The sequence below is a fragment of the Frigoribacterium faeni genome, assembly GCF_011761235.1.
GTDB classification, from domain to species: Bacteria; Actinomycetota; Actinomycetes; order Actinomycetales; family Microbacteriaceae; genus Frigoribacterium; species Frigoribacterium faeni_A.
Genome location: NZ_JAAOYW010000001.1, coordinates 525,841 through 550,824 on the forward strand (window position 1 = coordinate 525,841; position 24,984 = coordinate 550,824).

The 24,984-nt window shown below is 73.4% G+C and carries 29 protein-coding genes; 9 read left to right on the forward strand and 20 right to left on the reverse strand.

Annotation, left to right across the window (positions count from 1 at the left end):
• Positions 1-72: 72 nt before the first annotated feature.
• The 12 genes from FHR78_RS02410 to FHR78_RS02465 form a co-directional block, all read right to left on the reverse strand.
• On the reverse strand, positions 73-1,506 hold the full coding sequence (locus FHR78_RS02410) for an amidase family protein (RefSeq protein WP_166758905.1): 1,434 nt from the start codon (positions 1,504-1,506) through the stop codon (positions 73-75).
• Between the two features lie 10 nt (positions 1,507-1,516).
• On the reverse strand, positions 1,517-2,113 hold the full coding sequence (locus FHR78_RS02415; protein ID WP_166758906.1) for a GNAT family N-acetyltransferase: 597 nt from the start codon (positions 2,111-2,113) through the stop codon (positions 1,517-1,519).
• Positions 2,114-2,303: 190 nt separating this feature from the next.
• Positions 2,304-2,990 carry a uracil-DNA glycosylase gene (locus FHR78_RS02420; RefSeq protein ID WP_166758907.1) on the reverse strand — a complete coding sequence of 229 codons (687 nt, stop codon included), beginning with the start codon at positions 2,988-2,990 and terminating at the stop codon, positions 2,304-2,306.
• On the reverse strand, positions 2,987-3,730 hold the full coding sequence (locus tag FHR78_RS02425; protein ID WP_347878016.1) for a Type 1 glutamine amidotransferase-like domain-containing protein: 744 nt from the start codon (positions 3,728-3,730) through the stop codon (positions 2,987-2,989). The genes FHR78_RS02420 and FHR78_RS02425 overlap by 4 nt, the downstream gene beginning before the upstream one ends.
• On the reverse strand, positions 3,727-4,335 hold the full coding sequence (locus tag FHR78_RS02430; RefSeq protein ID WP_166758908.1) for a phosphoribosyltransferase: 609 nt from the start codon (positions 4,333-4,335) through the stop codon (positions 3,727-3,729). Before FHR78_RS02430 ends, FHR78_RS02425 begins: the two co-directional genes overlap by 4 nt.
• 96 nt (positions 4,336-4,431) lie before the next feature.
• Entirely contained in the window at positions 4,432-4,806 is a 375-nt protein-coding gene (locus FHR78_RS02435) for a VOC family protein (RefSeq protein ID WP_166758909.1), read from the reverse strand.
• Positions 4,807-4,904: 98 nt separating this feature from the next.
• Positions 4,905-5,600 (reverse strand): WYL domain-containing protein, encoded by a 696-nt coding sequence (locus tag FHR78_RS02440; RefSeq protein ID WP_166758910.1) that lies wholly within the window; start codon positions 5,598-5,600, stop codon positions 4,905-4,907.
• A 207-nt stretch (positions 5,601-5,807) separates the two neighbouring features.
• Complete coding sequence (locus FHR78_RS02445; protein WP_166758911.1) at positions 5,808-6,299, reverse strand: twin-arginine translocase TatA/TatE family subunit; 492 nt, start codon at positions 6,297-6,299, stop codon at positions 5,808-5,810.
• 45 nt (positions 6,300-6,344) lie between these two features.
• The gene (gene tatC / locus FHR78_RS02450; protein WP_166758912.1) at positions 6,345-7,127 is read right to left on the reverse strand and encodes a twin-arginine translocase subunit TatC; all 783 of its coding nucleotides are present in this window, start codon (positions 7,125-7,127) and stop codon (positions 6,345-6,347) included.
• A 22-nt stretch (positions 7,128-7,149) separates the two neighbouring features.
• A complete protein-coding gene (gene tatA, locus FHR78_RS02455; RefSeq protein WP_166758913.1) occupies positions 7,150-7,350 on the reverse strand; it encodes a twin-arginine translocase TatA/TatE family subunit in 201 nt (66 codons plus the stop codon).
• A gap of 40 nt (positions 7,351-7,390) precedes the next feature.
• Positions 7,391-8,359, reverse strand: a complete 969-nt coding sequence (locus FHR78_RS02460; protein ID WP_166758914.1) for an intradiol ring-cleavage dioxygenase — start codon at positions 8,357-8,359, stop codon at positions 7,391-7,393.
• A gap of 238 nt (positions 8,360-8,597) precedes the next feature.
• Positions 8,598-9,131 (reverse strand): DUF805 domain-containing protein, encoded by a 534-nt coding sequence (locus FHR78_RS02465; protein ID WP_166758915.1) that lies wholly within the window; start codon positions 9,129-9,131, stop codon positions 8,598-8,600.
• Between the two features lie 111 nt (positions 9,132-9,242).
• Between FHR78_RS02465 and FHR78_RS02470 the strand changes: the two genes are divergently transcribed.
• Positions 9,243-9,464: a hypothetical protein gene (locus FHR78_RS02470; RefSeq protein WP_166758916.1), complete on the forward strand. Its 222-nt coding sequence runs from the start codon at positions 9,243-9,245 to the stop codon at positions 9,462-9,464.
• Between the two features lie 44 nt (positions 9,465-9,508).
• Here the strand turns inward: FHR78_RS02470 and FHR78_RS14950 are convergent, their stop codons facing one another.
• The gene (locus FHR78_RS14950) at positions 9,509-10,045 is read right to left on the reverse strand and encodes a putative immunity protein (RefSeq protein ID WP_243862001.1); all 537 of its coding nucleotides are present in this window, start codon (positions 10,043-10,045) and stop codon (positions 9,509-9,511) included.
• Positions 10,046-10,150: 105 nt separating this feature from the next.
• Positions 10,151-10,714, reverse strand: a complete 564-nt coding sequence (locus FHR78_RS02475) for a hypothetical protein (protein WP_166758917.1) — start codon at positions 10,712-10,714, stop codon at positions 10,151-10,153.
• A gap of 66 nt (positions 10,715-10,780) precedes the next feature.
• Here FHR78_RS02475 and FHR78_RS02480 point away from each other — a divergent pair, with 66 nt between their 5' ends.
• Positions 10,781-11,335: a hypothetical protein gene (locus FHR78_RS02480; RefSeq protein WP_166758918.1), complete on the forward strand. Its 555-nt coding sequence runs from the start codon at positions 10,781-10,783 to the stop codon at positions 11,333-11,335.
• A gap of 141 nt (positions 11,336-11,476) precedes the next feature.
• Here the strand turns inward: FHR78_RS02480 and FHR78_RS02485 are convergent, their stop codons facing one another.
• Together FHR78_RS02485 and FHR78_RS02490 are read right to left on the reverse strand one after the other, a co-directional pair.
• Positions 11,477-11,863 (reverse strand): hypothetical protein, encoded by a 387-nt coding sequence (locus tag FHR78_RS02485; RefSeq protein ID WP_166758919.1) that lies wholly within the window; start codon positions 11,861-11,863, stop codon positions 11,477-11,479.
• Positions 11,864-12,059: 196 nt separating this feature from the next.
• A complete protein-coding gene (locus FHR78_RS02490; RefSeq protein WP_166758920.1) occupies positions 12,060-12,848 on the reverse strand; it encodes a YqjF family protein in 789 nt (262 codons plus the stop codon).
• 119 nt (positions 12,849-12,967) lie between these two features.
• Here FHR78_RS02490 and FHR78_RS02495 point away from each other — a divergent pair, with 119 nt between their 5' ends.
• Positions 12,968-13,606 carry a hypothetical protein gene (locus FHR78_RS02495; RefSeq protein ID WP_166758921.1) on the forward strand — a complete coding sequence of 213 codons (639 nt, stop codon included), beginning with the start codon at positions 12,968-12,970 and terminating at the stop codon, positions 13,604-13,606.
• Here FHR78_RS02495 and FHR78_RS02500 read toward each other — a convergent pair.
• Positions 13,593-14,369, reverse strand: coding sequence for an SDR family oxidoreductase (locus FHR78_RS02500; protein WP_166758922.1), 777 nt, complete (start codon positions 14,367-14,369; stop codon positions 13,593-13,595). The two genes, FHR78_RS02495 and FHR78_RS02500, sit on opposite strands and share 14 nt — an antisense overlap.
• Positions 14,370-14,551: 182 nt before the next feature.
• On the opposite strand from FHR78_RS02500, the gene FHR78_RS02505 reads away from it, so the two are divergent.
• From FHR78_RS02505 to FHR78_RS02525, 5 genes are all read left to right on the forward strand, one after another.
• Positions 14,552-15,883: a bifunctional o-acetylhomoserine/o-acetylserine sulfhydrylase gene (locus FHR78_RS02505; RefSeq protein ID WP_347878017.1), complete on the forward strand. Its 1,332-nt coding sequence runs from the start codon at positions 14,552-14,554 to the stop codon at positions 15,881-15,883.
• 73 nt (positions 15,884-15,956) lie between these two features.
• Positions 15,957-17,165, forward strand: coding sequence for a homoserine O-acetyltransferase MetX (gene metX, locus FHR78_RS02510; RefSeq protein WP_166758924.1), 1,209 nt, complete (start codon positions 15,957-15,959; stop codon positions 17,163-17,165).
• Positions 17,166-17,346: 181 nt separating this feature from the next.
• Entirely contained in the window at positions 17,347-18,504 is a 1,158-nt protein-coding gene (locus FHR78_RS02515) for a sensor histidine kinase (protein ID WP_166758925.1), read from the forward strand.
• Entirely contained in the window at positions 18,501-19,760 is a 1,260-nt protein-coding gene (locus FHR78_RS02520) for a hypothetical protein (RefSeq protein ID WP_166758926.1), read from the forward strand. Before FHR78_RS02515 ends, FHR78_RS02520 begins: the two co-directional genes overlap by 4 nt.
• 79 nt (positions 19,761-19,839) lie before the next feature.
• A complete protein-coding gene (locus FHR78_RS02525; RefSeq protein ID WP_166758927.1) occupies positions 19,840-20,517 on the forward strand; it encodes a response regulator in 678 nt (225 codons plus the stop codon).
• 68 nt (positions 20,518-20,585) lie between these two features.
• On the opposite strand, the gene FHR78_RS14955 is transcribed toward FHR78_RS02525, so the two are convergent.
• Positions 20,586-21,875 carry an MFS transporter gene (locus tag FHR78_RS14955; RefSeq protein ID WP_166758928.1) on the reverse strand — a complete coding sequence of 430 codons (1,290 nt, stop codon included), beginning with the start codon at positions 21,873-21,875 and terminating at the stop codon, positions 20,586-20,588.
• A 346-nt stretch (positions 21,876-22,221) separates the two neighbouring features.
• Between FHR78_RS14955 and FHR78_RS02535 the strand changes: the two genes are divergently transcribed.
• On the forward strand, positions 22,222-23,229 hold the full coding sequence (locus FHR78_RS02535) for a hypothetical protein (protein ID WP_166758514.1): 1,008 nt from the start codon (positions 22,222-22,224) through the stop codon (positions 23,227-23,229).
• 82 nt (positions 23,230-23,311) lie between these two features.
• On the opposite strand, the gene FHR78_RS02540 is transcribed toward FHR78_RS02535, so the two are convergent.
• Positions 23,312-23,644 (reverse strand): thiamine-binding protein, encoded by a 333-nt coding sequence (locus FHR78_RS02540; protein ID WP_166758929.1) that lies wholly within the window; start codon positions 23,642-23,644, stop codon positions 23,312-23,314.
• Positions 23,641-24,930: a glycosyltransferase 87 family protein gene (locus tag FHR78_RS02545; protein ID WP_166758930.1), complete on the reverse strand. Its 1,290-nt coding sequence runs from the start codon at positions 24,928-24,930 to the stop codon at positions 23,641-23,643. The genes FHR78_RS02540 and FHR78_RS02545 overlap by 4 nt, the downstream gene beginning before the upstream one ends.
• Positions 24,931-24,984 lie beyond the last annotated feature (54 nt).

Below are 24,984 nucleotides of genomic sequence, written 5' to 3' on the forward strand. Positions count from 1 at the left end.
GCCGGTGCCGGTGCCGGGTCCCGGGCCGGTGCCGTTACGGAGCGCGGGTCCCGGGCCGGGACCGCGCGTGCCTCACCAGCAGTCGGGGTGCCGCCGCTGCCAGCGCAGCCGACGTTCGAGCTGGGCGCCGATCGCGAGCAGCACGTCCTCGCGGCCAGGCCGGCCGATCAGCTGCACGCCGGCGGGGAGCCCGTCGACCTCGGCCACGGGCAGCGAGATCGCGGGGAGGCCGGCCACGTTGACGAACGACGTGAACGGCGACACGAGGCACTGCTGCTCGAACGCCCGCTCGGGGTCGTCGGCGTCGTGCCAGCCGAGCTCGGGCGGCAGCAGGGCGAGCGAGGGCGTGAGCACGGCGTCGAAGCGGTCGAAGGCCGCGATGACGGTCTGCTCGAAGGCGCTGAGGCCGGCGAGGGCCGCGCCGAGCTCGCGGGCGCCGAGCTCGCGGCCGCGCCGCACGAGCCACGCCGTCATCGGCTCGAGCAGGGCGAGGTCGTCGTCGGTCTCGGCCGGGATGCCCGCGGCCCCGGCCTGCCAGATGGTGCGGAACAGCGTCGGGTAGTCCGAGCCCGGCAACGCGGCCTCCTCGACGCCGTGGCCCATGGTCGCGAGCTGGTCGGCGGTGTCGCGGAGCACCCCGAGGAGGCGCGGGTCGACCCGGACGTCGTAGGCGTCGTCCCACGGGCTGGCCGTGAGCACGCCGAGCTGGAAGCGTCCCTCGCCCCGCACGGCCGTGCCGAGCCACGCACCGTCCGGCGACGCCGCCGCGCGGAGCGCGAAGTGGTCGCGGGGCGGCCTGCCGTCGGGCGAGACCATCGCGTCGAGCAGCATGGCGGCGTCGGCGACGCTGCGGGCGATCGGCCCGCCGACCGCGAGCCCGCCCAGGCTCGTGATGCCCGACTGGGCGGGCACCCGGCCCCGTGACGGCTTCAGCCCGACGAGCCCGGTCATCGCCGCGGGGATCCGGATGGACCCGCCGCCGTCGGAGCCGGGCGCGAACGGCAGCAGACCCGCGGCGACGGCGGCCGCCGCTCCCCCGCTCGAGCCGCCGGCGCCGAGGTCGCGCCGCCACGGGTTGCGGGTGACCGGGCCGACGAGGGGCTCGGTGTAGCCGGTGAGGCCGAACTCGGGCGTCGCCGTCTTGCCGAGGCTCACGGCGCCGGCCTCCGTCAGCACGGCCGAGATCTCGGAGTCCTGCTGGGCGACCCGCCCGCGGCTGAGCCGGGAGCCGAGACCGGTCGGCAGCCCGGCCCGGTCGGTGAGGTCCTTGTCGGCGAGGGGCAGGCCCCACAGCGGCGCGGTGCTGCGCCCGCCGCGGCCCAGCTCGTCGGCGCGGTCGCGGGCCGCCTCGGCGCCCACGGCGACGAACGCGCCGACTCCCTCGTCGCCGCCGTCGAGCCGCTCGATGCGGGCGAGGTAGTGGTCGGTCAGCTCGCGGGGCGTGACCTCGCCGCGGCGGAGCCAGTCCCACTGCTCCTGGGCGCTGAGGTGGTGGAGTTCGAACACGCCCCCGAGCCTAGGCTCGACGGCGACGCTTCTTCAGCGACTTCTGCATCGTGACCGTGCCGAGCCAGCGGCCGAACTTGAAGCCGACGCGCCCCATGCGGCCGACCTCGACGAAGCCCAGCCGGGCGTGCAGCGCGATCGAGGCGTCGGCCTTCGCGTCCGCGATCACCGCGATCATCTCGCGGATGCCGGCGTCCCTGCAGGCCTCGACCAGCGCCTCCAGCAGGGCTCGGCCCAGCCCGCGACCGGTCGCCGCCGCCCGCAGGAAGATCGACGTCTCGACCGTGTACCGGTACGCGGCCTTGCCGCCCCAGGGCGTCGCGTGGGCGTAGCCGAGCACCTCGCCGGCCGGGCTGACGGCGACGAGGAACGGCATGCCCAGCTTCTGACCGACGGCGACCTTGCGGCGCCACTCGGCGAGGGTCGTCGCCCGCTCGTCGAAGGTCACGCTCGAGTTCGCGACGTAGTGCGCGTGGATCTCGCGGACGTAGGGCAGGTCGGCGGGCTCGACGGGCCGGACGGTGAACGCGAAGGGCGCCTCGGGGACGGGCGCAGGGCGGAGCCGTCGCGGCAGCTGCCGCCTCTGCTGGTATTCCTCCTCGAGCACGGGCCCACTCTGGCACGGCCGGGCCCGCCCCGGCGAGGAGGCGCGGCGCATTCCCCCGAGGCAGGGCACTCTCCGTTCAGGACGACGAGTCCTGATCCGTGCGGCCGCAGGACCGCGGGTCCTGAGCCGTGTACGACTCAGGACCCGACGGGCGCGAGTTCCTGAACGACGACGTGCGGGTCGCGCCGACTCAGGGCTGGTCGGGCAGGCGCCAGTCGACGGGCGTGCCGCCCTGCTGCACGAGCAGCTCGTCGACGCGGCTGAACGGCTTCGAGCCGAAGAAGCCGCGCGACGCCGACAGCGGGCTCGGGTGCGCCGACTGCACGGTCGGGACGTCGCCGAGGAGGGGCGCGAGGGAGGCCGCGTCGCGTCCCCACAGCAGCCCGACGAGCGGTCCGCCGCGGGCGGCGAGCACCTCGACCGCGCGTTGCGTCACGGGCTCCCAGCCCTTGCCGCGGTGCGATCCCGCTTCTCCGGGACGCACCGTCAGCACGCGGTTGAGCAGCATGACGCCGTTCCGCTGCCACGACGTGAGGTCGCCGTGGGCGACGGGAGGGTGGCCGAGGTCGTCGTGTAGCTCGCGGTAGATGTTGGCGAGGCTGCGCGGCACGGGGCGCACGTCGGGCGCGGTGGCGAACGACAGCCCGATCGGGTGCCCCGGCGTCGGGTACGGGTCCTGTCCGACGACGAGCACCTTCACCTCGTCGAGCGGCGTCGTGAACACGCGCAGCACGGCGTCGCCGGCCGGCAGGTAGCCGCGACCGGCCCGGACCTCGGCGCGGAGGTACTCGCCCATGTCGGCGACGAGCGGCGCGACGGGCTCGAGGGCCTCGGCCCAGCTCGGGTGCACCAGCTCGGACAGCGGGCGCGCGTTCACTCCGCGCCCAGCGAGCCGACCGAGACGCCGACGACGTCGCCCTGCTCGTCGACCTGCGGCTCGACGCGCCAGACGCTGCCGCGGCCGAGCACGGTCAGCGCGCCCTCCCCGACGACGAGCGCGGTGTGCTCGTCGATGGCGACGCCTCCGCGGACCATCCCGGCCTCGGTGGCCGCGACGAGGCGGGTGAGGGTGCCCCACTGGGCCGCGTGCACGTCGACGGCGAGGTCGACGAGGCCGAGTCCCTCGCCGAGCTCGACCTCGTCGAGGTCCTCCGAGGCGTCCTGCGGGCAGACGGGCACGTCGCCGATCAGCCAGCCGCCGAGCAGGGCCCGGTCGGCGGCGATGGCGGCACCGGCGGAGAAGCCGACGTACGGCAGGCCGTCGCTGACGAGGAGGCGCACCTGGTCGACCAGCGGAGCCACCGCCTCCAGGTAGGCCGGCGTGAGCCCGCCGCCGACGACGAGCCCGTCGACGTCGCTGAGCACACGGGTGTCGAACGCCTCGCCGGCCTCGACGACGGTCGTGACGACCTCGCAGCGGCCGCCCGCGGCGATCAGCGCGGGGAAGCCCGTGCGCCACTCCTCGGAGGGCGAGTCGTCGGCGACGACCACGAGCACGCCGACGCGGGGCACGGCACGGCCGACCGCGCGGCCGCGCACGGCGGCCTCGGCGACGAAGAGGTCGTACAGGCCGGGCTCGTCGGGCGACCAGCCGCCGCCCACCAGGTGGATGCTCACGACGCGTCCCCCTGACCGGCGTCGCGCGTCACGGGAGGCAGGGCGCTCCACGGGAACGTGATCCACTGGTCGGTGCGCTTCCAGGTGAAGTCGGGCTCGAGGATCGTCTGCGGCTTCGTGTAGAGGCACACCGTGCGGACCTCGGAGGCGACCTCGGCGAGCAGGTCGCGGACGAGCGCGAGGGTGCGGCCCGAGTCGGAGACGTCGTCGACGACGAGCACGCGCTTGCCGGCGAGCGCCGGGGCGTCGAGGGTCGGCGGCAGCAGGACGGGCTCGGGCAGGCGCTCGTCGACGCCGGTGTAGAACTCGACGTTGATCGAGCCGCACATCTTGGTGTCCAGCGCGTACGAGATGGCGCCGGCGAGCACGAGGCCGCCCCGGGCGACGGCGACGATGACGTCGGGCGCGAAGTCGGCCGCGACCACGTCGCGGGCGAGGTGGCGTGCAGCCTCGCCGAACTCGAGCCAGCCGAGCACCTCACGGTCGGACGAGGAGGCGGGGGCCGCGGCGTCGGGATCGCCCGCCACGTCGTCCTCCAGAGCCACGCCCGTCCCGGTGGCCGACGAGGGGTCGAGGTCGGACGGGGCGTCGGGTGAGGAGACCATCCCGCAACCGTACCGGCCCGCGGCGCGCTCGGCGACGCCCGTCGGCCGCCCTGCGAGTGACGGCCGCCGGGCGGCGGTGCCGCCGGTGTCGTCAGCTCACGTCGTGACGGGCTTGCTGAAGAGGTTGACGACGTTCCCGTCGGGGTCGCGGACCAGCGCGGACCGGTTGCCCCACGGCATCGTCGTCGGTTCGAGGAGCACGTACCCTGCCCCGAGGCGGAGCCGGTCGACGTCGCCGTCGACGTCGGCGACCTCGAACTCGATCACCACGGATCGGTTCGTCGCGGGCCGCAGAGCTCCGTCGAGCATCGCGACGGTGGCGGAATCGGCGATCGCGAGGGTCCCGCCCGGGCCGCTGAACTGGGCGAAGACCGGCGCGGGACGCTCGGCCTGTCGACCGGTGACCCGTTCGTAGAAGGCGACGAGACCCTCGAGGTCGTCGGTGACGATGCGGATGGAGGTTAACGACATGGGGGTTCCTTCGGTGACGTCGGCGAGTGGAGAGCGCCAGCTTCTCGGGTCGTCGCGACACCGTCCTGTCGGTGTTTCCGCAGGTCGGCCGCAACGGCTCAGTCGTCGATGACCGGCCGCAGCCGTCCGTAGGGGATCGCGAGGTCCTCCGATCGGAGAGTGCGCCGCGGGGGCCGTTCGTCGGTCACCTCGACCGAGAGCATCCGGTCTCCCCGGAACGCCCGCACCCCGTCGCGCAGTCGGCACCAGGCGATCAGGTACCACTGCCCGTCCTTCCCGATCGACCCCAGGGGCTCCACGTCCCGGGTGGTCTCCGCACCGCCGGCGGCCGCGTAGCGCAGCCGCACCACGCGATCCCCGCGGAGGGCCGCCGCGAACTCGACCGGCACGACCGCGTCGTCCTCGCTCTCCAGGAAGTGCACGCGGGAGGCCAGCCCGACGGCACGCGCAGCGTCCCCGTCGGGCATCACCGCGAGCATCTTGCGGGCAGCGGTCCGGGCAGACAGCCGGAACGGTCCGCTCCGGAGGCTCCCGAGCCCGATGAGGACGGCGAGCGCCTCGTCCAGCGTGAAGCCGGCCGGTCCGAGCGACGCCGACGCGTCGATGACGTACCCACCCGTCCGGCCGGGTTCCGCCCAGATCGGCAGCCCCGACTGCTGCAACGCGGCGAGGTCGCGCTCGATGGTCCGCACCGACACCTCGAACCGCTCTGCGAGGCGTCGCGCACTCCGCGGTCGCGGCGCGACAGCCCTCAGCTCCTCCACGATGCCGTAGAGACGATCGGTGCGATTCACGGACCCATCATCCGTCAGGTCGCCGTCTCTGCCGCGCTGGACGGCCCCGCCCCGTCGACCTGCGCCTCCTCGTCAGCCGGCGCGCACGGCGGCGGGCTGGTCGATGGCCGGCGCGGATGACGTGATCGACGTGATCTCCTCTGCCGGGAGCCGTGGACGCGTCAGACCGTCGCAGGGGCCGACCGTGCTCGCCTGGAGACGCGTCGCTCAGGACGCGACCGGGACCGCGATCTCGGTCTCCGCCTCCTCAGCTGCCGGTGATGACGACACGAGTTCCAGGTGCCCGTCCGAGCGTCGACGGAACACCGGCCTGGGCTCGGCCGTGGACGTGTCTCGCTGTGGACTCGCGGCGCTCTTCGTGGGGACGCGCTCTGTCCGAAGGGAGCGGTCGTCGACGACGGCCTCCGCTGCGTGGTCGCCGGCCATGGTCGTGGTCGCGGAGACCGCGTCAGGGGCGAGGGCGCGTCCGATGATGGCCCGGGGATCGTACCGGCGCGGGTCGAGCTTCTTCCAGTCGTCCACGTCGATGTCGACGCCGAGTTCATCACGCATGCGCTGTTCGGTGCTCGTCAGGTGATGACGGAACGCCCGAACGGTGCTGCCGAGGCGCTCGGCGAGGTGGGGCAGCCGCTCGGGGCCGAAGAGGATCGCGACGAGCACGGCGATGAGCAGCAGTTTGTCTGCGGTGAGTCCGATCACGGGGGCGCTCCTTGACGAGGGTGGGTTCGGGGGGGTCAGGCCAGGTCAGCCGCCCACGACGCTGCGCGTGTCGTCGGCACGGGTCGGGGCGGGCGCACGGGTCGTGGCGGCGGCTCGCCGGGCGGCGGCACGGTCGTGGACGAGGGCGACACCGGCTGCGCAGGCGAAGAGCAGGCACAGGGGCACCGCGAGCAGGAACATCGAGGCGACGTCGGCCGACGGGGTCGCGACGGCAGAGAAGACGACGACCGCGACGATGACGACCCGCCAGCTCCGCACGATCGTGCGTCCGGACAGGACGCCGATCACGTTGAGCAGCACCACGAAGACGGGCGAGACGAACGCCACGCCTGAGACGAGCACGAGCTTGACGACGAAGTCGACGTAGTAGGCGGCGTCGAGGACGGTGCTGTCCTCGACGGGTGCGAAGCCCGCGAGCACCGAGACGATGTGCGGGAAGACGGACGACCCGGCAGCGCATCCTGCGGCGAAGAGAGGCACCGCCGTGACGGTGAAGCCGACGACCCACCGTCGCTCCGTGCGGGTCAGTCCCGGCAGGGCGAAGGCGAGTGCCTGCCAGAGCACGACGGGCCCGGCGAGGGCGACCCCGCAGTAGAGGGCGATGCGGAGCCTCAGGTCGAACGCGCTGCTGACGCTGGCGTAGTTCAACGTCGCTTCACGAGAGGTCGCGAGCGCCTCGATCGGCGCTCGGACCAGGTCGAGGACCGTGCCGGAGAGGAACCACCCGACGACGACGCCGACGACGACCGCGAGACCGGCGCGGACCAGCCGCGATCGGAGTTCGAGCAGGTGGGCGGCTGCGGGCATCGACCCTGCGGCCGCGTCCGCTCTAGGACTGTGGGTCACGTGCCGCGACGACATGCGGTTCTCCCGCGACGGGCTGGTCGTCCTTGAGCTCGGCCTTGACGATCTTCATGGACTGGCCGATGCTCCGTGCCAGGTCCGGCAGCTTCGCGGCGCCGAACAGGAGCAGGACGACGGCCAGGATGACGAGGGCGTGCCAGCCGGTGAGGTTCTGGAGGAGTCCCATGGGGTTCTTCTTTCTGGTGGGTGGTGTGCTGAGGGCCAGGTCAGGGTGCGGTGGGGGGCGTGCCCCCGGCGCCGCCCCCGGGCGGAGTGCCGCCGCCGCCGGAGGGCGCGGCACCGGCCGACGGCGTCGTGCTCGTGTCGACGCGGACGGTGAGGGACACCTGGTACCCCGAGGTCGCGTCCCCGGTGACGGTGGCGAGCTGCAGGGCACCGCTGTCGTCGCTGAAGACGTTGTCGCTGTCGAGGCTCACCTGGTCGAGGTTCGAGGTCGATCCGTCGTAGGCGTCGAGGGCGTAGACGATGCGGCTGACGTCCTCGGGCAGGGCGACCTGCGATGTCGCGACGGCGTTCGTGGAGTCGGTGATCGAGGCGACGTCGGGGTAGACCTCGAAGTGGATGTGAGGCCACCGGCCGCTGTAGCAGGCGGGGAAGATCGAGGTGAAGCCGACGACGCCCGTCGCGTCGGCGACCTGGACGCCCCGGAGGTAGGTCTCGTCCTCGATGCCGTCGGAGTACATCGAATATCCCCCGGCGGCGTCGCAGTGCCACACGTACACGGCGACGCCCTGGAAGGGCGCGTCGTCGCCGGCCGTGTCGAGGATGGTCAGCTGCAGGGCCATGGGCACGCCCTCCGCCGTCGCGCCCCCGCCGATGCTCGACCGGATGTCGCTGCGGACGATGCCGGACTGCTCGAGGACGTCGACCCCGTTCGAGCCGTCACCGGGATAGGGGCCGGCGGTCTCGTCCGGGATCTCCCCCGTTGCCGTCGTGGCGGGATCCGTCCCCGACGTGGCGGTGCCCGAGGAGGCGCCGGTCGCGGTGGTGCAGGCAGCCAAGGCCAGTGAGCCCGCCCCGATACCGATCAGACCGAGCACCGTGCGACGAGAGAGGAGAGTCCGGACGTCGAACGAGACTCCCTGGTCGACCACCTCCTCGTCGGCGCGGTCGAGCAGGCGCCCCTCGTAGGCGGGCCCGTCGGGGGTGGTCTCGGGTTCGGGGATGCGGCTCATGATGTCCTCTCGAGGTGTGGAGCTCGTGCTCTGGTCACACCCTGCAGGGAGCTCCTTTGCGCTCCCTTTGCCGTTCCGATGAGACGTCGATGAACCTTGCGGAGTGCGCGGCAGGAGGCAGCGATCGTCCGCTTCCTCTTACCGGAAGGGGGTGATGCCTGCCGGTTCGTCCTTCGGTCACGAAAGGTCCGGGCTGCCCGGGCAGGTGCTCGACGCCGACGAGTCAGACGACGATCGCCTATCGCACCGACGGGTGGGCCATCGGTCCGCCTGTGCTCTCGGTCACCGAGGGCAAGACGAGAAGGATCGCCAGCACGGCGTTGCCCAGAGGCACGGCGGCCAGGAGCGCCCACCACCCCGATCTGCCCGTGTCGTGCAGGCGTCGGACGGTGATCGCGATCCACGGCATGAGCGACGCGAGCGACAGGACCGCGACGACGCCCAGGGCGATCTGCGCCACGGGAGGCAGAGCTGAGAGGAGATAGCCCCACACCGGGAACGGGTCGAAGGCTTCGAGGGCCTGCTCGACCTGAGGCGGCGGTGCGGCGGGGCCGGACGGGTCCGTGAACGACGTCAGCACACCTGCCCCGAAAGCGATGTTGACCAGGAGGCTGATGAGGAACCACCACAGTGCCCAGAACCAGAACTCAGCCCGGGCTGCCCGCCCTCGGAAGACGGCGTAGCCACGCCAGAACCTGACGAAGGAGGCACCGAAGGTCGCCTCGTGCCACGGCGTGCCTACGGGTGGCTGGGCAGCAGCGTCGAAGTCCATGGGTCCTTCCTACCGACATCGACCACCGCAGGCTCTGCCCAGCTCTGTGGGACCCACGGCCGGATCGGCCGTCGGGCACATGGACACGGGGCCCGGAGCTACTGTGCAGTCATGACCGCGACGTCCCTCGGCACCCTGCTCGCCATCGTCGGCGCATTCGTCGTCGTCGGTGGCGTCGTGCTCCTGATCACGTCTCGCGATCTCGCCGGTGTGCCTGCTTCCTCGAGTGCCGCTGAGTGGTGCATCATCATCGCCGGCGTCTCGAACGTGGCGTCCGGCGTGATCCTGCGCCGACAGGTCTGGGCGCGAGACAGGCGCAACTCCGACGGCTGACCGGTCCCCCAGCCGGACGCGCAGGACGAGGCTCCGGTCGGAGCTCAGTCCAGCTCAGTGCTCCCGAGCGCGGCTTGCAGAGCGCGGATCGTGTCTCCCAGCACGCCAGATGCCAAGAGCCCGGAACCGAGAGGGCCCGACGGGTCCTCGCCGAGAAGGGGCAGGGATCGAAGGGCGGCTCGTACTGAGCTGCTCATGTGCTGCACCTGCCACCGGACCTCGGTCTCGCCTCGCCCCGGCGACGCCGACTCGGCCGCTCTCGCCGCGTAGGCGGCTGCGCCCAGAGCGTGCGCGCCCATGTGCGCGACACCAGACGCCTGTCCCGCGGACCACGCGGCGGCCCTCGCCGCCGGGGACGTCGCCGATCCTGCTGCCCGTCCCGCGACGAAGCGGCGCCGGATCTCTCCTGCCGCATCCAGCTCGCCTCGCGAGAAGGCTCTCGCCCGGACGATGCCGTCCCGTGGTCGGTCGTCATCGGGAACTTCCGCCTCGAAGAGGAGCAGGACCCTCTCAGCGCAGTCAGCAGCCCACGCTGCGACGAGTCGTCGATCGTTCTCGGACAGCGACTGCGGAGAGAGCATGCCAGCACTCTGGCAGACGGTCAGGTCGTCGTTCGTCCGCCCACCGCCGGGCGTGGCAGCAGCCGATGGAAGGAGATGGGACGCTCGGTCGGCCGGTCTCCGGCCTCACGGGACTTCCTCCTGGAAGGCCAAGAGCGACCACGGCGCCAACCCGTCCGTCTCGAGGTCGGGAGCGGGGATCGACCGGGTGGTTCCGAACTCGCGGGCCACGTAGTCGAGCAGATCGATGCCGTAGATGACGACGTCCGTCTGGTGGACGGAGAAGACCGGGGCCCCTGGACCGAAGGGCGCTGCCGGCAGATAGCGGTGGCCGTACAGCGGGACGAGCTGCGGCCAGGTGCCGACCTGACGCTCGACGATGTCCAGGCGCGCCGCGGCGGAGCCTGGGCGCCCGCCCCACGACCGAGGCCAGAAGACGTCGTTCTCGACGTCGAACAGGACGCCCTCGAGAGGCCAACGAACCGCTCTGCGGACGCCCTTGTCCGCTCTCGCCCGCCAGTCGTACCAGCCATCACCCACGGGGAGCGCGAGGGCCAGCAGCTCCCGGTGGTCTCGGGCGAACCGGACGCCATGTCGACGTTCAGCCCGAGCCAGCTCTGCCTCGGACAGGCCTCCTTCGAGGACGACACGTCGTTCTCGAAGGAGCTGGACGACCTCGGCAGCAGACACGTCGTCAGCATAGATTGACCTCTCGGCTGACCGGTCATGAGACCGACCAGGTGCAAGGGTGAGATCGTGCACGTGCTCAGCCCCGACGAAGCTCTCCTGATGCTGCTCGCCGACGATGCCGACGAGCAGGCCGGAGAGCCGCTGAACGAGGACCGCGAGATCGTCGTCGCCTTGTCGGCTCAGGACCTCCTCCTGATGGAGCTGTCCCTGCGCGACGTGGTCGCAGGCATGGACCGTCGAGAGTTCACCGACCACATGCCGCTCGACGTCGATGCAGCGCTGTCCTGGGCCGACGACCTCCGCCTCCTCCGGCGAGGCATCTTCGGGGAGGAGGAGAGTGCGACTCCACTGTCTCTGCCTGCGGTCCGTGCACGACGCATCGACTGGGCGGCCTGGGCCCGAGAGGACACCGGCGGCGGTGCACCGCGACAGGACGAGGCCCTGTTCCGAGTCTCCGGGGTCGACCTCGGGGTCGTCTCGTCGGCTGTCCGGCATGCGACCGACCGCGACCCGGCGGTCATGGAACAAGTCGACGAGCGCCACATGACCGACGACACGGTAGGCAGGGCACTCGACGCTTCACTCCGGAGCATCGCCTGGAACCTGCACGAGCGTGCCTGATCTGATCCGCCACGCGATCCAGCCCGTGACGTGCACGGGACAGGGCCCCAGCACGCAGGCACCACGGCGAGGCGACTCGTGCTCGCGTCGGGGACGAGCCGGGCGGCCACGGCGCTCGTTCCCGGCTCGAGCCACGTCGGCCTACGCGAAGAGCGCGAGGGGCAGCGACACCACGAAGCACATGGGCGGCACGACGGCGATGCCGCCGCAGACGCCGGCCCACCGGCCTGCGCGGCCGCCCAGGGCCCCGGCGACGACGGCGAGCACGATCGAGCAGACCAGGAGGAACGGCACGGCGAACCACGACACCGAGGTCCAGTCGGCGGCCGAGAACCAGAGCCACGAGCCCTCGGCGCAGGCCGTGACGAAGCAGACGACGAGGGTCAGCGGAGCGAGCAGCCGAGCCCGGCCAGTCGGCTCGGACTCGGCGGCGGGGCGGGGAGCGGGGTCGGCGAGAGGGTCGCGGTAGGGCAGCGCTGCCACCTCGGCCTCGGCCCGTCGGAGGAGTTCGCGGTCGGCCTCGTCCATGTCCTGACCCTAGCGGCGACGCGGCCGACGCCCGAGATACGGCCGCGCGGACCCGACGGGTCTCAGGACCAACTACAACTTTCCCGTAGACGGCGATCGGCCACCAGCCGCTCGAGCTGCGACGTCGACACCGAGCGAGGCGGACGACAGCAGCACCGGCCCCGCCCCGCACGCGACCCGGCCGACGACCGCCCTCTCAGCTCCCCGGCGCCTCCCACCGCCCGCCAGGAGGCGCGAACACCGTGTCGACCCCGTCCGACCACAGCAGCGAGTCCGGCGCCCGGTCCGTCACGCCGGGCAGGCCCGAGTCGGCGACGAGCTCGTCGTCGAGGTCGACCAGCTCGGCCCGTCGCAGCGGCCACGACGGGTGCTCGTTCGGCCAGAAGCGGGTGCGCCCGCCCCGCTCGACGTGCATGCCCCACCGCGCGGTGAGGAAGTCCGCGAGGGGGTCGCCGACCACCTCGTCGGCGAGCGGGCGCACGGCGAGCCGGCTCGACGGGCGTGGCCCGGGGCCGTGGCGGCGGGAGGCGTACTCGACGACGCCTCCTCGCTCCTCACGGGTCATCGTCGCCCAGCGGTAGGGCAGCGCGAGTCCTGCCCGGGCCGCCATGACGGGCAGCAGCTTCTGCGCCTCGAGGGTGCGGAACACGACCCCCCGGCGCCCGAGGTCGTCGACCGAGTACAGCCGCACGTTCGTCTCGAGGAACGACCCGGCCCACGGCACGGCGGGCAGCGGACCGAACGCGCTGCCCGAGAGCCGGAACGGGATCAGCCCCACCCAGGTCGCCCCGTCGTGCACGTCGGGCCGGGTGCCGGGCGGCAGCAGCGGCGCGACGCGCTCGGGCTCGACGCGCCAGTGGGCGAACGCGAGGCCGCCCCAGTGCTGACGCACGAAGGGGCGGCGCAGCAGAGGAGGCGCGGCGGCGGACACCGGGGAGGCGTCGGCCGGCCGGGCGGCGCCGACGGGCGACGAGGAGGCGGTCATGACGCCACCGTAGACAGAGCCCCGGTGCGCGGTCACAGCCTCCCGCGCGAGTGGCTAGCCTGGTGCGCGTCCACCCCGTCGTCCGTCGCTCTCGGCGCAGTCACACCAGGAGGCCGATCGTGCCCCACGGCCCAGGACGCCGTCGCCGCGCCGAGCGGAGCGCCCTCGAGCGGTCCGTCGACGAGGGGCTCCTGATCGTCCGTTCGGCCCTCGTCGTCTCGGCGACGAACCACGTCATCCGGCGAGCGCTGCAGGAGGCGCTGCCCTTCGACGTCGACGTCGCCACGCAGGTCGTCCGCGACGACATGGCCCGCCTCGCCGAGCAGCAGCTCGCCGGGGCCGCCCGCGTGCGTCGCCTGCGTCGCCAGACGGGGCGGTCGTACGGGCAGTCCCGGCACCAGTTCGACTACCGCACCGACGACGCCGGGGCGCTCAAGCTGCGCGAGGCGACCGCGAAGGCGCTCGCGGCCGAGCTGACGAGGAGGCGCGAGGACGACGCGTTCGTCGGCGGCGTCGTCGAGGCGGCCCGGTCGCGCGCCTGGGACGACGTCGGCAGCACCGTGGTCGACCGCCTCGGCTGGGCGGCCTCGCCGGCGCCCGACTACGACGACGGCCGCGAGGAGCGCATCCGCGGGCTCGTCGAGGACGACCTCGCCGCGCTGCTGCGCTCCCCCGGGCACGAGTCCGAGTCCGGCTCCGAACCCCGCCCCGAGCCCCGCCGGGCCCCCGGCGACGCCTCCGGCCTCAGCCGCGGCTGACCCGCAGCGGCCCCTTCGCGACCTTGTGCGGGGCGGCCTGCGCCACCGGCTTGATGGTCACGAGGTCGAGGTTGACGTGGGCGGGCAGCTCGACGGAGTGCACGATCGCCTCGGCCACGTCGTCGGCGACGAGCGGGGCCTCGACGGCCGAGTAGACGGCGTCGGCCCGCTCCCGGTCGCCGCCGAAGCGCACGAGCGAGAACTCCTCCGTGTGCACCATGCCCGGGGCGATCTCCACGACGCGGATCGGCTCCCCCGCGAGCTCGAGCCGCAGCACGGCCACGAGCGCGTGCTCGGCGAACTTGGCGGCGTTGTAGCCGCCGCCGCCCTCGTACGCGACGTGGCCGGCGATGGAGGTGACGGTCACGACGTCCGCGCCGCCCGCCTCCTCGGCTCCCCGGCGCAGCGCGGGCAGCAGCGCCGACACGGCGCGCTTCGTGCCGAGCACGTTGACCTCGAACATGCGGCGCCAGTCGTCGACCGAGCCCGACTCGACCGAGTCGAGCCCGAACGCGCCGCCGGCGTTGTTGACCAGCACGTGCAGGGGGCCGGTCTCGTCGACGTGCGCGCGCAGGGCGGCCACGTCGTCGTCGCTCGTCAGGTCGGCCCGGAACCAGCTCGCCCCCGTCTCGGCGGCGAGCGCCCGGAGGCGGTCCTCGCGCCGGGCGACCGCCAGCACGTCCCAGCCGTGGTCGCGGAACAGGCGGACCGTCGCCGCCCCGATGCCCGAGCTCGCTCCCGTGACCAGTGCGCGCTTCGCCATGTGCTGCCTTCTTCCGTCGTCGGTGTCGCCGTGGCGCCCCTCCTGGGCGGCCGTCGCCCACGCTAGCGCGGCGCGGGGCGCGGGCCCGTTACGCCGCGAGTCCGTGCCCGTGGACACCTGCCCCCGCCCTCCGTACCGTGGCCCGCAGCCGCACCACCCCCGACCCGGACGAGGAGCACACCGTGAGCGACGAGACGCCCGACTGGAAGTTCGAGACCCAGCAGATCCACGCCGGGGCGCGCCCCGACCCGACGACCCACGCCCGGGCGACGCCGATCTACAAGACGACGTCGTACGTGTTCCGCGACTCGCAGCACGCGCAGGACCTCTTCGCGCTCGCCGAGAACGGCAACATCTACTCGCGCATCATGAACCCGACGCACGACGTCGTCGAGCAGCGCATCGCCGCCCTCGAGGGCGGGGTCGGCGCGCTGCTCGTCTCGTCGGGCCAGGCGGCCACGACCTTCGCGGTGCTCAACGTCGCCCAGGCGGGCGACCACGTCGTGTCGTCGTCGTCGATCTACGGCGGCACCTACAACCTGTTCCGCTACACGCTCGCGAAGCTCGGCATCGAGACCACCTTCGTCGAGGACCAGGACGACGCCGACGAGTGGCGGCGCGCGGTCAGGCCGAACACCAGGCTCTTCTTCGCCGAGACCATCGGCAACCCGAAGATCAACGTGCTCGACATCGAGAAGGTGTCGGCGGTCGCCCACGCCGAGGGCGTGCCCCTGATCGTCGACAACACCATCGCGACGCCGTACCTGATCCGGCCGCTCGAGCACGGCGCCGACGTCGTGGTGCACTCGGCGACGAAGTTCCTCGGCGGGCACGGCACGGTCATCGGCGGGTTCATCGTCGACGGCGGTCGGTTCGCGTGGAGCGAGCACGCCGAGCGGTTCCCCGGCCTGACGCAGCCCGACCCGTCGTACCACGGAGCCGTCTACACCGAGGCCGTGGGCGACGCGCTCGCGTACGTGATCAAGGCGCGGGTGCAGCTGCTGCGCGACCTCGGGGCGTCGAACAGCGCCGACAGCGCCTTCTCGCTGATCCAGGGCATCGAGACCCTCAGCCTGCGGATCGAGCGGCACGTGCAGAACGCCCAGGAGATCGCCGAGTGGCTCGACGCCCGGGACGACGTCGCGACCGTCTGGTACGCGGGCCTGCCGACGAGCCCCTGGTACGCGGCGGCGAACAAGTACGCGCCGCGGGGCGTCGGGGCGGTGCTCTCGTTCGAGCTCAAGGGCGGCGTCGACGCCGGCCGTGCCCTCGTCGACGGGCTCCGCCTGTTCAGCCACCTCGCGAACATCGGCGACGTGCGCAGCCTCGTCATCCACCCGGCCTCGACGACGCACTCGCAGCTCACCCCCGAGCAGCAGCTCACGACGGGCGTGACGCCCGGGCTCGTGCGGCTGTCGGTGGGCCTCGAGAACGTCGACGACCTCAAGGCCGACCTCGACGCCGGGTTCGCGGCGGCCCGGGCGGTCACGCAGGAGGCGCTCCGCAGCTCCTGACACCGCCTCGGGGAGGCGCGGCGTCCGTAACAAAGGCACGGCGCCTCCTCGGTCCGGGCAGGATGAGCAGCACATGGACTGGCAGAGCACCCCCGAGGACACCGTCCCGTCGAGCGTCGTCAGCGAGCGCCGACGGCTCGCGATGCTGGCCCGCCCCCCCGTCACGGGCGCCTGGCGCGACGGCGACGACCCGGGCGACCGCTCGTTCGTCGCCCTCGACCGGCTCGGCCTCGAGAGCGGACAGGTGCTGGACCGCGTCCGCGTGGCCTACGAGACGTGGGGCGAGCTCTCCCCCGCGCGCGACAACGCCGTGCTCGTGCTGCACGCCCTCACCGGGGACAGCCACGTGGTCGGCCGCGCCGGCCCCGGCCACCGCACGGCCGGCTGGTGGGGCGGCATCGTCGGCCCCGGCCTCGCGATCGACACTGACCGCTGGTTCGTCGTCGCCCCCAACATGCTCGGCGGCTGCCAGGGCAGCACCGGGCCGGCGTCGTTCGGGCCCGACGCCGTCGAGTGGGGCTCGCGGTTCCCCCACCTCACCGTGCGCGACCAGGTCGCCGCCCAGGCCGCCTTCTCGGACGAGTTCGGCATCGAGCGGTGGGCCGCGGTCGTCGGCGGCTCGATGGGCGGGATGCACGCCCTCGAGTGGGGCGTGACGCACCCGGAGCGCGTCGAGCGCCTGGCCGTGCTGGCCGCGCCCGCGCTCACGAGCGCCGACCAGATCGCCCTGAACACCGTGCAGACCGAGGCGATCCTGATGGACTCCGCCTGGGCGGGCGGCGACTACCACGACGCGACCGACGGCGAGGGCCCCTGGCGCGGGCTCGCGCTGGCGCGCCGCATGGCGCTGCTCAACTACCGCTCGCCCGAGGAGCTCGCGGGCCGGTTCGGCCGTGCCTGGCAGAGCGACATCTCGCCGCTCGGCGGGCGCGGGCGGTTCCAGGTCGAGAGCTGGCTCGACTTCCACGGCGCGAAGTTCACCCGCCGGTTCGACGCCGGCAGCTACGTCGCCCTGCTCGGGGCCATGAACTCGCACGACGTCGGGCGCGGCCGCGGCGGCGTCGAGGTGGCGCTCGGCCGCGTGACGGCCCGGACCCTCGTGCTCGGCGTCGACAGCGACCGGCTGTTCCCGGTGCGCGACCAGCAGCTGATCGCCCGGCACCTGCCGAACGGCCTCGACGGCGACGAGGCCGTCGTCGTCGAGAGCGAGTACGGCCACGACGGGTTCCTCATCGAGGACGAGGCCGTGGGCCGCCACCTGCGCCGCCTGCTCGCCGGGTGAGGCGACGCGCCCGGGGCGCCCCGCGTCCCCCGTTCCGCGGCTGTCCCGGAAGCGAGGGATCCGCGAGTGCTCGGCGCGTCGCGCACGGTCGTGGGCTTCTCCTGGCCCCTACCTGTGAAAGCATGGGGCGTCGCTGTCACCCGACAGACACGTACCACTCGTCCGTACACGTTGGATCACCATGGACATCTTCGCCCAGGAGCGGGATCGGCTGCTGAGCACCACCACCCGCACGCTGGGGATCGCCTGCGCGGGGGTCACCCTCGTGGCGCTCGCGTACCCCGGGGTCACCGAGCCCGCGCACCTCGCCGTGGTCGTCGTGCTCCTCGCCGCCATGGTGGCCGCCCTCGTCGTCGTCGGCCGGAGCGGCTCGCGCTGGGCGGTGCTCGGCGGGATGGCCGCCGGCCTCGCCGCGACCGTCGTCGCTCTCCTGCCCTCCGGGGGTCCTGCCGACGCCGCCGTCGCGACCGCCGTCATCCCGCTCGCCGGCGGCGCGAACGCCTCGTTCGCCTTCGTCCTGTCGACGAGCCGCATCCGCGTCGTCACCGCCGCCGTCGCGTTCGTCGTCTCCGTGGTCTGCGTCTCGCTCGCCACGGGCTCGCTGCTGACCTTCCCCGTGGCCGCCGTCGTGCTCGGCTGGGTGCTCGTCTTCGTGGTCGGCGTCTGGCTCGGCCGGGCCGTGCCGCTGGCGGCCCGTCGCATCTACAGCATCGGCAACGCGCACCGGGCCGAGCGTCAGGCGAGCGAGACCGAGGCGCAGCGCCGACAGGGGGCGCGCCTCCTGCACGACACCGTGCTCGCGACCCTGACGCTCCTCGCCCACTCGGGCGTCGGCGTCACGGCCCAGGCCCTGCAGGACCAGGCGGCCGAGGACGCCCGTCTGCTCCGCCACCTGCGCCTCGGCGGCACGCCCCAGCCGCAGGCGTCGGGCGAGTACAGCCTCGAGACCGTCGAGGAGTCGCCGCTCGGCCAGACCCTCGAGTCGGTCAAGCAGCGCTTCGGCCGCATGGGCCTCGAGGTCAGCTGGCACGGCACCGGCCAGGTGCTCCTGCCCACCCACGTGCTCGACGCTTTCTTGCTCGCCCTCGCCGAGTGCCTCGAGAACGTCCGGCGCCACGCAGGCGTCACCGAGGCCCACGTCACGATCATCCACGACGACTCGATGGTGCGGGCGATGGTGACCGACGCCGGGGTCGGCTTCGAGCTGAACGGCGTGAGCGAGGAGCGCCTCGGCTTCAAGGAGTCCGTCGTCGGCCGGCTGCGCGAGGTGGGCGGCAGCGCCCGCCTCTTCTCGTCGCCCGGGGCCGGCACCACCGTCGTGCTGGAGGCGCCGCGATGAGCATCGACGAGAACACCCTCGGGGTCCAGCGCGGACGCCGCGCGGCACGCGGCCTGCCGATCGGCTCGACCGGCGCGCGGTCGCTGCGCCAGGCCCGCGCGGCCGGCGCGACCCTCGGCACGGGGTACCTCGGGCTGGGCGCGGCGGTCGTCGCCGGCGTCCAGGCCGTCTACGGCCTCGTGTTCTTCCTCAGCCACCTCGAGGACTACCCGATGGTCGCCCCCGCCCTGGTGGCGTGGCTGCTCTACATCGCCGCGTTCGTCGGCACCGCCGCCCTCGTGACGATCCGGGGCGAACGCCTCACGGGCGGCGTCTTCGCGGTGATCGGCGGCATCATGGTGCTCGTCGTGGCGCTCGACTTCGTCGCCATCTGGCCGCTGCACGACGTCGGCGCCTACGCCACCGCCAGCGTCGCGGTGGGCTTCGGGCTGCTGCCCGTCGTCACCCTCCGCCCGGCGCGCGAGATCGTGGTCGCCGTCGCCCTGCTGCTCGGCGCGTTCGTCGCCTTCGTCGTGGTCTCGACCCCGCTGTCGGCCGACTCCGTGCCCCAGCAGATCTCGATCATCGCGCTGGCCGTGCTGCCGAGCGCGGTGGCCGTGTCGGTGGTGCAGCGGTTCCGGCGCATGGTGCAGGTCGAGCTCGACCGCGTGCTCGTGCAGAGCAACGTGTCGCAGCCCCGCTTCGCCGTCGGCATGCTCGCGAGCGACGAGCTGGCCCGCCTCGACCTCGCCGCCGAGAAGCTGCTCGACGGCGTGGCGGGCGGCGACGTGCCCCTGCCCCTCGCGCCGAAGGTCGCCTCCCAGGCCGCCTCGCTCGCGACCGAGCTGCGCCTGCACCTCATCGAGGGCCGTCGCGAGACCTGGCTGCACCACGCCGTCACCGAGTCCGAGTACCTCGGGCGGTCGGTGACGCTCGTCGACCCGTCGTCGCTGGCCGGCCTCCTGGCGCCGCCGCAGCGCGACGGGCTGCTGCAGGCCGTCTGGCTGCTGCTCGGCGACTCGAAGACCCGCGCGCCCAGCGCCGCGATCACCCTCACCCTCGGTCCCGTGGCCGCCGTGCAGCAGTCCGTCGCGTCGCTCGCCGGCCGCCGCGTCGAGGTGCCGATCGTCGTCTCGACGACGGGCATCCGCCGCAACCGGGTGACCCCGGCCACCTGGAGCGCCCTCGAGCGGGTCGGCGAGTACTCCGCCTCGACGCACGAGTCGAGCCTCCGCCTCCGCGTCCACTGCGTCGTCGACAACCCCGCCGAGTCGTGACGCCCCTGGACGGGGCTGTCTGCCTCCCGATCCGTCCGTCTAGCATGGACCCCACCTCCTACGAAAGAAGGACCGCCCCGTGACGACACCCGACGACCGCATCCGTCTGGCCCTGGTCGACGACCACAAGATGCTGCTCGGCGCCCTGAGCGAGTGGATCCGGGGCGCCGCCAGCGACATCTCGATGGTCGCGGCCGTCGCGTCGTGGCCCGAGCTGCTGACCCACCCCGAGTTCCCCGTCGACGTCGTGCTGCTCGACCTCGACCTCAAGGACAGCATCCCGATCTCGCTCAAGATCAACACGCTCAAGACGACCGGCGTCAAGACCGTGCTGATGAGCACCTACTCCGAGCCCAACGTCGTGCGCGAGGCCCTCGCGGCCGGCGCCCTCGGCTACCTCGTCAAGAGCGAGGACGCCGAGATGATCGTCGAGGCCATCCGCTCCGCCGCCAAGGGCGAGTCGTACATCTCGGCCGAGCTCGACCTGGCCCTCAACGCCGCCGAGATCGGCGGGGTGCCCAAGCTCAGCGCGCAGGAGCGCCGGGTGATGGCGCTCTACGGCGGCGGCGAGCCCGTCAAGGCCGTGGCGTACCAGCTCGGCATCAGCGAAGAGACGGCGAAGAGCTACCTCAAGCGCATCCGCGAGAAGTACCGCGTCGCGGGCTACGACGTCGGCACGAAGGTCGCGCTGCGGAAGCGCGCCATCCAGGACGGCATCCTGCTGCAGACCGACGCACCGGCCCAGACCAGCTTCTAGCGGCGGCACGACGACGGCCCGGCACCCCTCGCGGGGTGGCCGGGCCGTCGTCGTCGGCGCCACCGGGGCTAGCGCTGCTGCACGACGAAGACCGACCCGGTGTCGGTGTCCTCCTGGTGGTCCGCCTCGCTCGCGGCGGCGCAGAGCGCGGCCTGGCGGGCGTCGCCGGTCGCCTGCAGCCGGAAGCTCACCACGGTGAGCACGACGCCCGCGAGCGCGAGGCCGACGCCCACCCAGCCCGGGGCGGCGAAGCCGAAGCCCGCCGCGATGACGGCGCCGCCGAGGTACGCCCCGGCGCTGTTGCCGAGGTTCATCGACGAGTGGTTCAGGGCGGCACCGATGACCTGGCTCTCGCCGGCCACCTCCATCAGGCGCGACTGCACCGACGGCCCGATCATCGAGCTCATGAGGCCGAGGAAGAACGTGGTCGCGAAGATCCCGACGATCCCGTCGACGAGCAGCGCGTAGGCGACGAGCGCGGCGATCAGGCCGACGAAGCCGACCGTGAGCGCGGCCTTGAGGTTCTTGTCGCTCGCCCAGCCGCCGACGACGTTGCCGATCGTCATGCCGAGGCCGACGCCCACGAGCACCCACGGCACGACGCCCTCGTCGACGCCCGCGCCCTCGGTGACCGCGTTGGCGATGTAGCTGTAGACCGCGAAGAACCCGCCGAAGCCGATGGCCCCGACGCCCATGACGAGCCAGACCTGCGGCTTGCGGAACGCGCTGAGCTCGCGCCGCATCGACGCCGACGAGTCGCCCTCCATGCGGGGCACGGCGAGCCAGACGGCCACGAAGGTGAGGGCGAAGATCGCCGCGACGGCGAGGTAGGCGGCGCGCCAGCCCTGCGCCTGGCCCAGGGCCGTGATGGCCGGCACCCCGACCACGTTCGCGATGGTGAGGCCGCTGAGCACGAGGGCGACGCCCTTGCCGCGGTTGCCCGGGCCCATGATGGTGGCCGCCACGATCGAGGCGATGCCGAAGTAGGCGCCGTGCGGCAGGCCCGCGAAGAAGCGCGCCCCGAGCACCCAGCCGAACGACGGCAGCACGGCCGACAGCACCGTGCCGACGACGAAGAGAGACAGCAGCCCCATGAGCAGCTTCTTCTTCGGCAGGTGCGACGACATGGCGGCGATGGTGGGCGCGCCGACGACCACACCGAGCGCGTAGGCGCTGACCAGCCAGCCGGCCCGCGCGATGCCCTCGTCGGACGACTGCGCGTACAGGCCGGGCAGCAGGTCCTGGGCGATGTTCGGCAGCAGGCCCATGGCGACGAACTCGGTCGAGCCGATGCCGAAGCCGCCGAGGGCGAGCGCGACGAGGGCGAGGGTCTTGCGGCGGGTGGTGAGGACGATCACGGGCGGCTGCCTCCGAGGTCGGTGGGGCGAGGTGCGGATGCGGTAGGGCAGGGTGCTCGCCGTCGAGCTCGTGCGCGGGAGGCAGCGCGCCGCGATCGGATCGATTCGATGACCACGGACGAGCGCCTGGGGGACGAGTCTACGGGCAGGAGGCGCGCGCTGCTCCTCCGGGCCGCCTGCGTCCTCGAGGCCCCCGTCCGTACCTCGCGGTATCGATAAGGACACGACCGCCTCGTGCCGCCCCACGGAGCCGGTCCGCTCCCCTAGTGTCTGAGCGTCCCACCACGGCGCGGATCGGCGATCGCGGGCGGACGACACCCCGACCCTCCTCACCCGAACGGACACCGTGAAGATCACGAAGCCCCTCGCCCTCGTCGTGGCGACCCTCGCCGCCGGCAGCTCGCTCCTCCTCTCGTCCGGCGCCGCTCTCGCCGCCGCGGACGCGGACCCGACGACGCAGTACGTCAACACGCCCGCACAGCTCACGCCCCTGGACGGCGAGTTCGCCCCCGGCACCTGGCAGTACGTCTCGGAACGGCCCACGACCGACTGGGGCCTCACCTTCGGCCCCGAGGGGCTGCGCGCCGACGGCAGCTCCGGCGCGTTCCTGCTCACGGGCACCGCCACCGCCGTCCCCGTGGCGTCGCTCACCGAACTCATCGCCTCGGCCGACTTCGTGACCACCGGCAACGCGAAGTTCGGCTTCGTCCTGGAGAACGTCCGGTTCAGCACGGAGACCGGCGCGACGGGCCTCGAGCCCGACGCCACCTACGGCCAGGACGTCACGGGACGCGGCCCGCAGACCGCCGAGCAGATCGAGGCCGACTTCGCGGGCACGGACGCCACGGTCAGCGCCTACGGCTTCCTGCTGAGCTTCCCCGAGCGGGAGCCCGCGACGGTGTCGAGCATCACGGTCGACGGCGTCACGACGCGCTTCACGCCCACCCCGACGATCGCCGTCGCTCCGGGCACCGTCTCGGCCGACGCGATCCGCACCCAGGGCGTCACCGTCTCGGCGACCGGCTTCCTGCCCGGCGAGACCGTCACCACGGGCTACGGCACCGGCAGCACCACGGACGACCTCGCCACGACCTTCGTCGCCGACGAGGACGGCGCGGTAACCGGTACCCTCGTGGTGCCCGCCGACGACGCGGGCGGCGACTACACGCTGACGCTGACCGGCACCACCTCGGCCCTGCGCCTGCAGGCCGCGGTCGCCGTCACCGCCATCGCCGCCGCCCCGGCGCCCGCCCCGGCCCCGGCTCCCGCGCCGGCGCCGGCCGGCGGCAGCGCCCCCACGGCCGTCGCTCCGGTCGCGACGCCCGTCCGCGCCGCGGCGGCGTTCGCCGGCTGACGCAGCACGCCCCGCAGACGAGACCCCCTGCTCCTCCGGTCGGAGGGGCAGGGGGTCTCGTCGTGCACGGGCGCGCGGCGGGTCAGCCCTGCTCGCCGAGCGCCTGCTCCAGCCGCGCCACCTTGCCGTCGAGCTCGCCGGTCCGCCCCGGTCGGATGTCGGCCTTGAGCACCAGCGAGACGCGCGTGCCGTACCGGCCCACCGCCTCCGTGGCCCGCTTGACGACGTCCATGACCTCGTCCCACTCGCCCTCGACCTCGGTGAACATCGAGGAGGTGCGGTTCGGCAGCCCGGACGCGCGCACCACCGCGACGGCCGCGGCCACGGCCTCATGGACGGAGTCGCCGTGCGCCTCTGGGTCGAGCGAGCCGGCGGACGGGCCGCCGCTGGGTGAGACGGAGAAGGCGACGATCATGCGGTCATCCTCGCACCGGCGGCCTGCGGCCGCACCGCCCCTGCCCGCCAGAGCTGCACGAGGGCGACGACGAGCAGCACCGCCTCGGCGGCGTTGCGCACGGTGATCACGACGAGCATCCACGGCTCGACGCCGAGCAGCGCCTGGTACTCCCACGGGTAGATGAGCTGGGTCAGCCCGGCGATCCCCAGCGCGAGGACGGCGGGCAGGGCCGCGGACGGTCCGCCCCGGCGGGCGAGCACGAGCCCGAGCACGACGGGCGGCGCGAGCCAGGCGACGAACTGGGGCGAGCCGACCTTGTTCGTGACGATGAGCGCCGTGACGAACGCCAGCGACAGCGGCGCGAGGAGGCGAGTCGCGGACGCGCCCCTCGTCACGGCCCGCACCCCCAGCAGCACCACGAGCAGCACGACGAGCGCCATGAGCACCGTCGTCAGCCGGGCGGCGACGCCGACGCCGTCGCCCTCGACCTGGTAGGTGAGGATGTCGTGGTCGTAGTACACGAATGTGCCGGGGACCCCGGCGTCGGCGCGCCACAGCCACGCGGTGGCCGTGGGCGACTCGACCTGGAGGCCCCGCCCCGCCTGCTCCCCCACGAACCCGAGCACGGTGGCGCCGCTGCCGAGCACGAGCGAGATCGCGACGACGGTGACCGTGGTCGCGACGGCGCCGACGACGACGTCGCGGCGGGCCCGGCCCCGCAGCGCCACGACGGCCGCGACGACGAGGGCGGCCGGCCAGACCTTGACCCAGGCGGCGACGGTGAGCAGCACCGAGGCCGCCCGCGGCCGGGACCCGAGCAGCAGCAGCCCCACGATCGCGAAGGGCACCGTGACGGCGTCGATGCGGCCGAGGGCGATCGGGCCGAGCGCGAGCAGGAACGCGAGCCACCACCAGGCCGCCCCGGCCCGGCGCCCCCGGTCCGCGAGCACGGCGAAGGCACCGGCGTCCAGCAGCAGCACGATCGTCAGCCACGCCTGGCCGTAGTGCTCGTCGCCGCCGACCCGCGCGAGCAGCATCGGCACGGCGGCCAGCAGCGGGTAGACCCACGGGCGGTCGACGCCCACCCAGTCGCCGCCTCCCACGCCCTGCTGCATCCAGGTGCGGTAGACGCTCCAGACGTCGCCCATCGGCTGGTTCGGCCCGGTCAGGGCCGCGTGCCCGACCACCAGGTGCACCAGCACGAAGGCCGACCAGAGCACGACCGGGTGCGCCGCGACGCGGGCGGTCAGCCGCCGGGGGCCGCCGTCCGCGCCGGGGGCACGAGGAGGCGCGGCGACGGTCATGCGGGCAAGGCTAGCCGCCCGGCGTCACACGGCGCCTCGCAGGCGGCCCTCGCG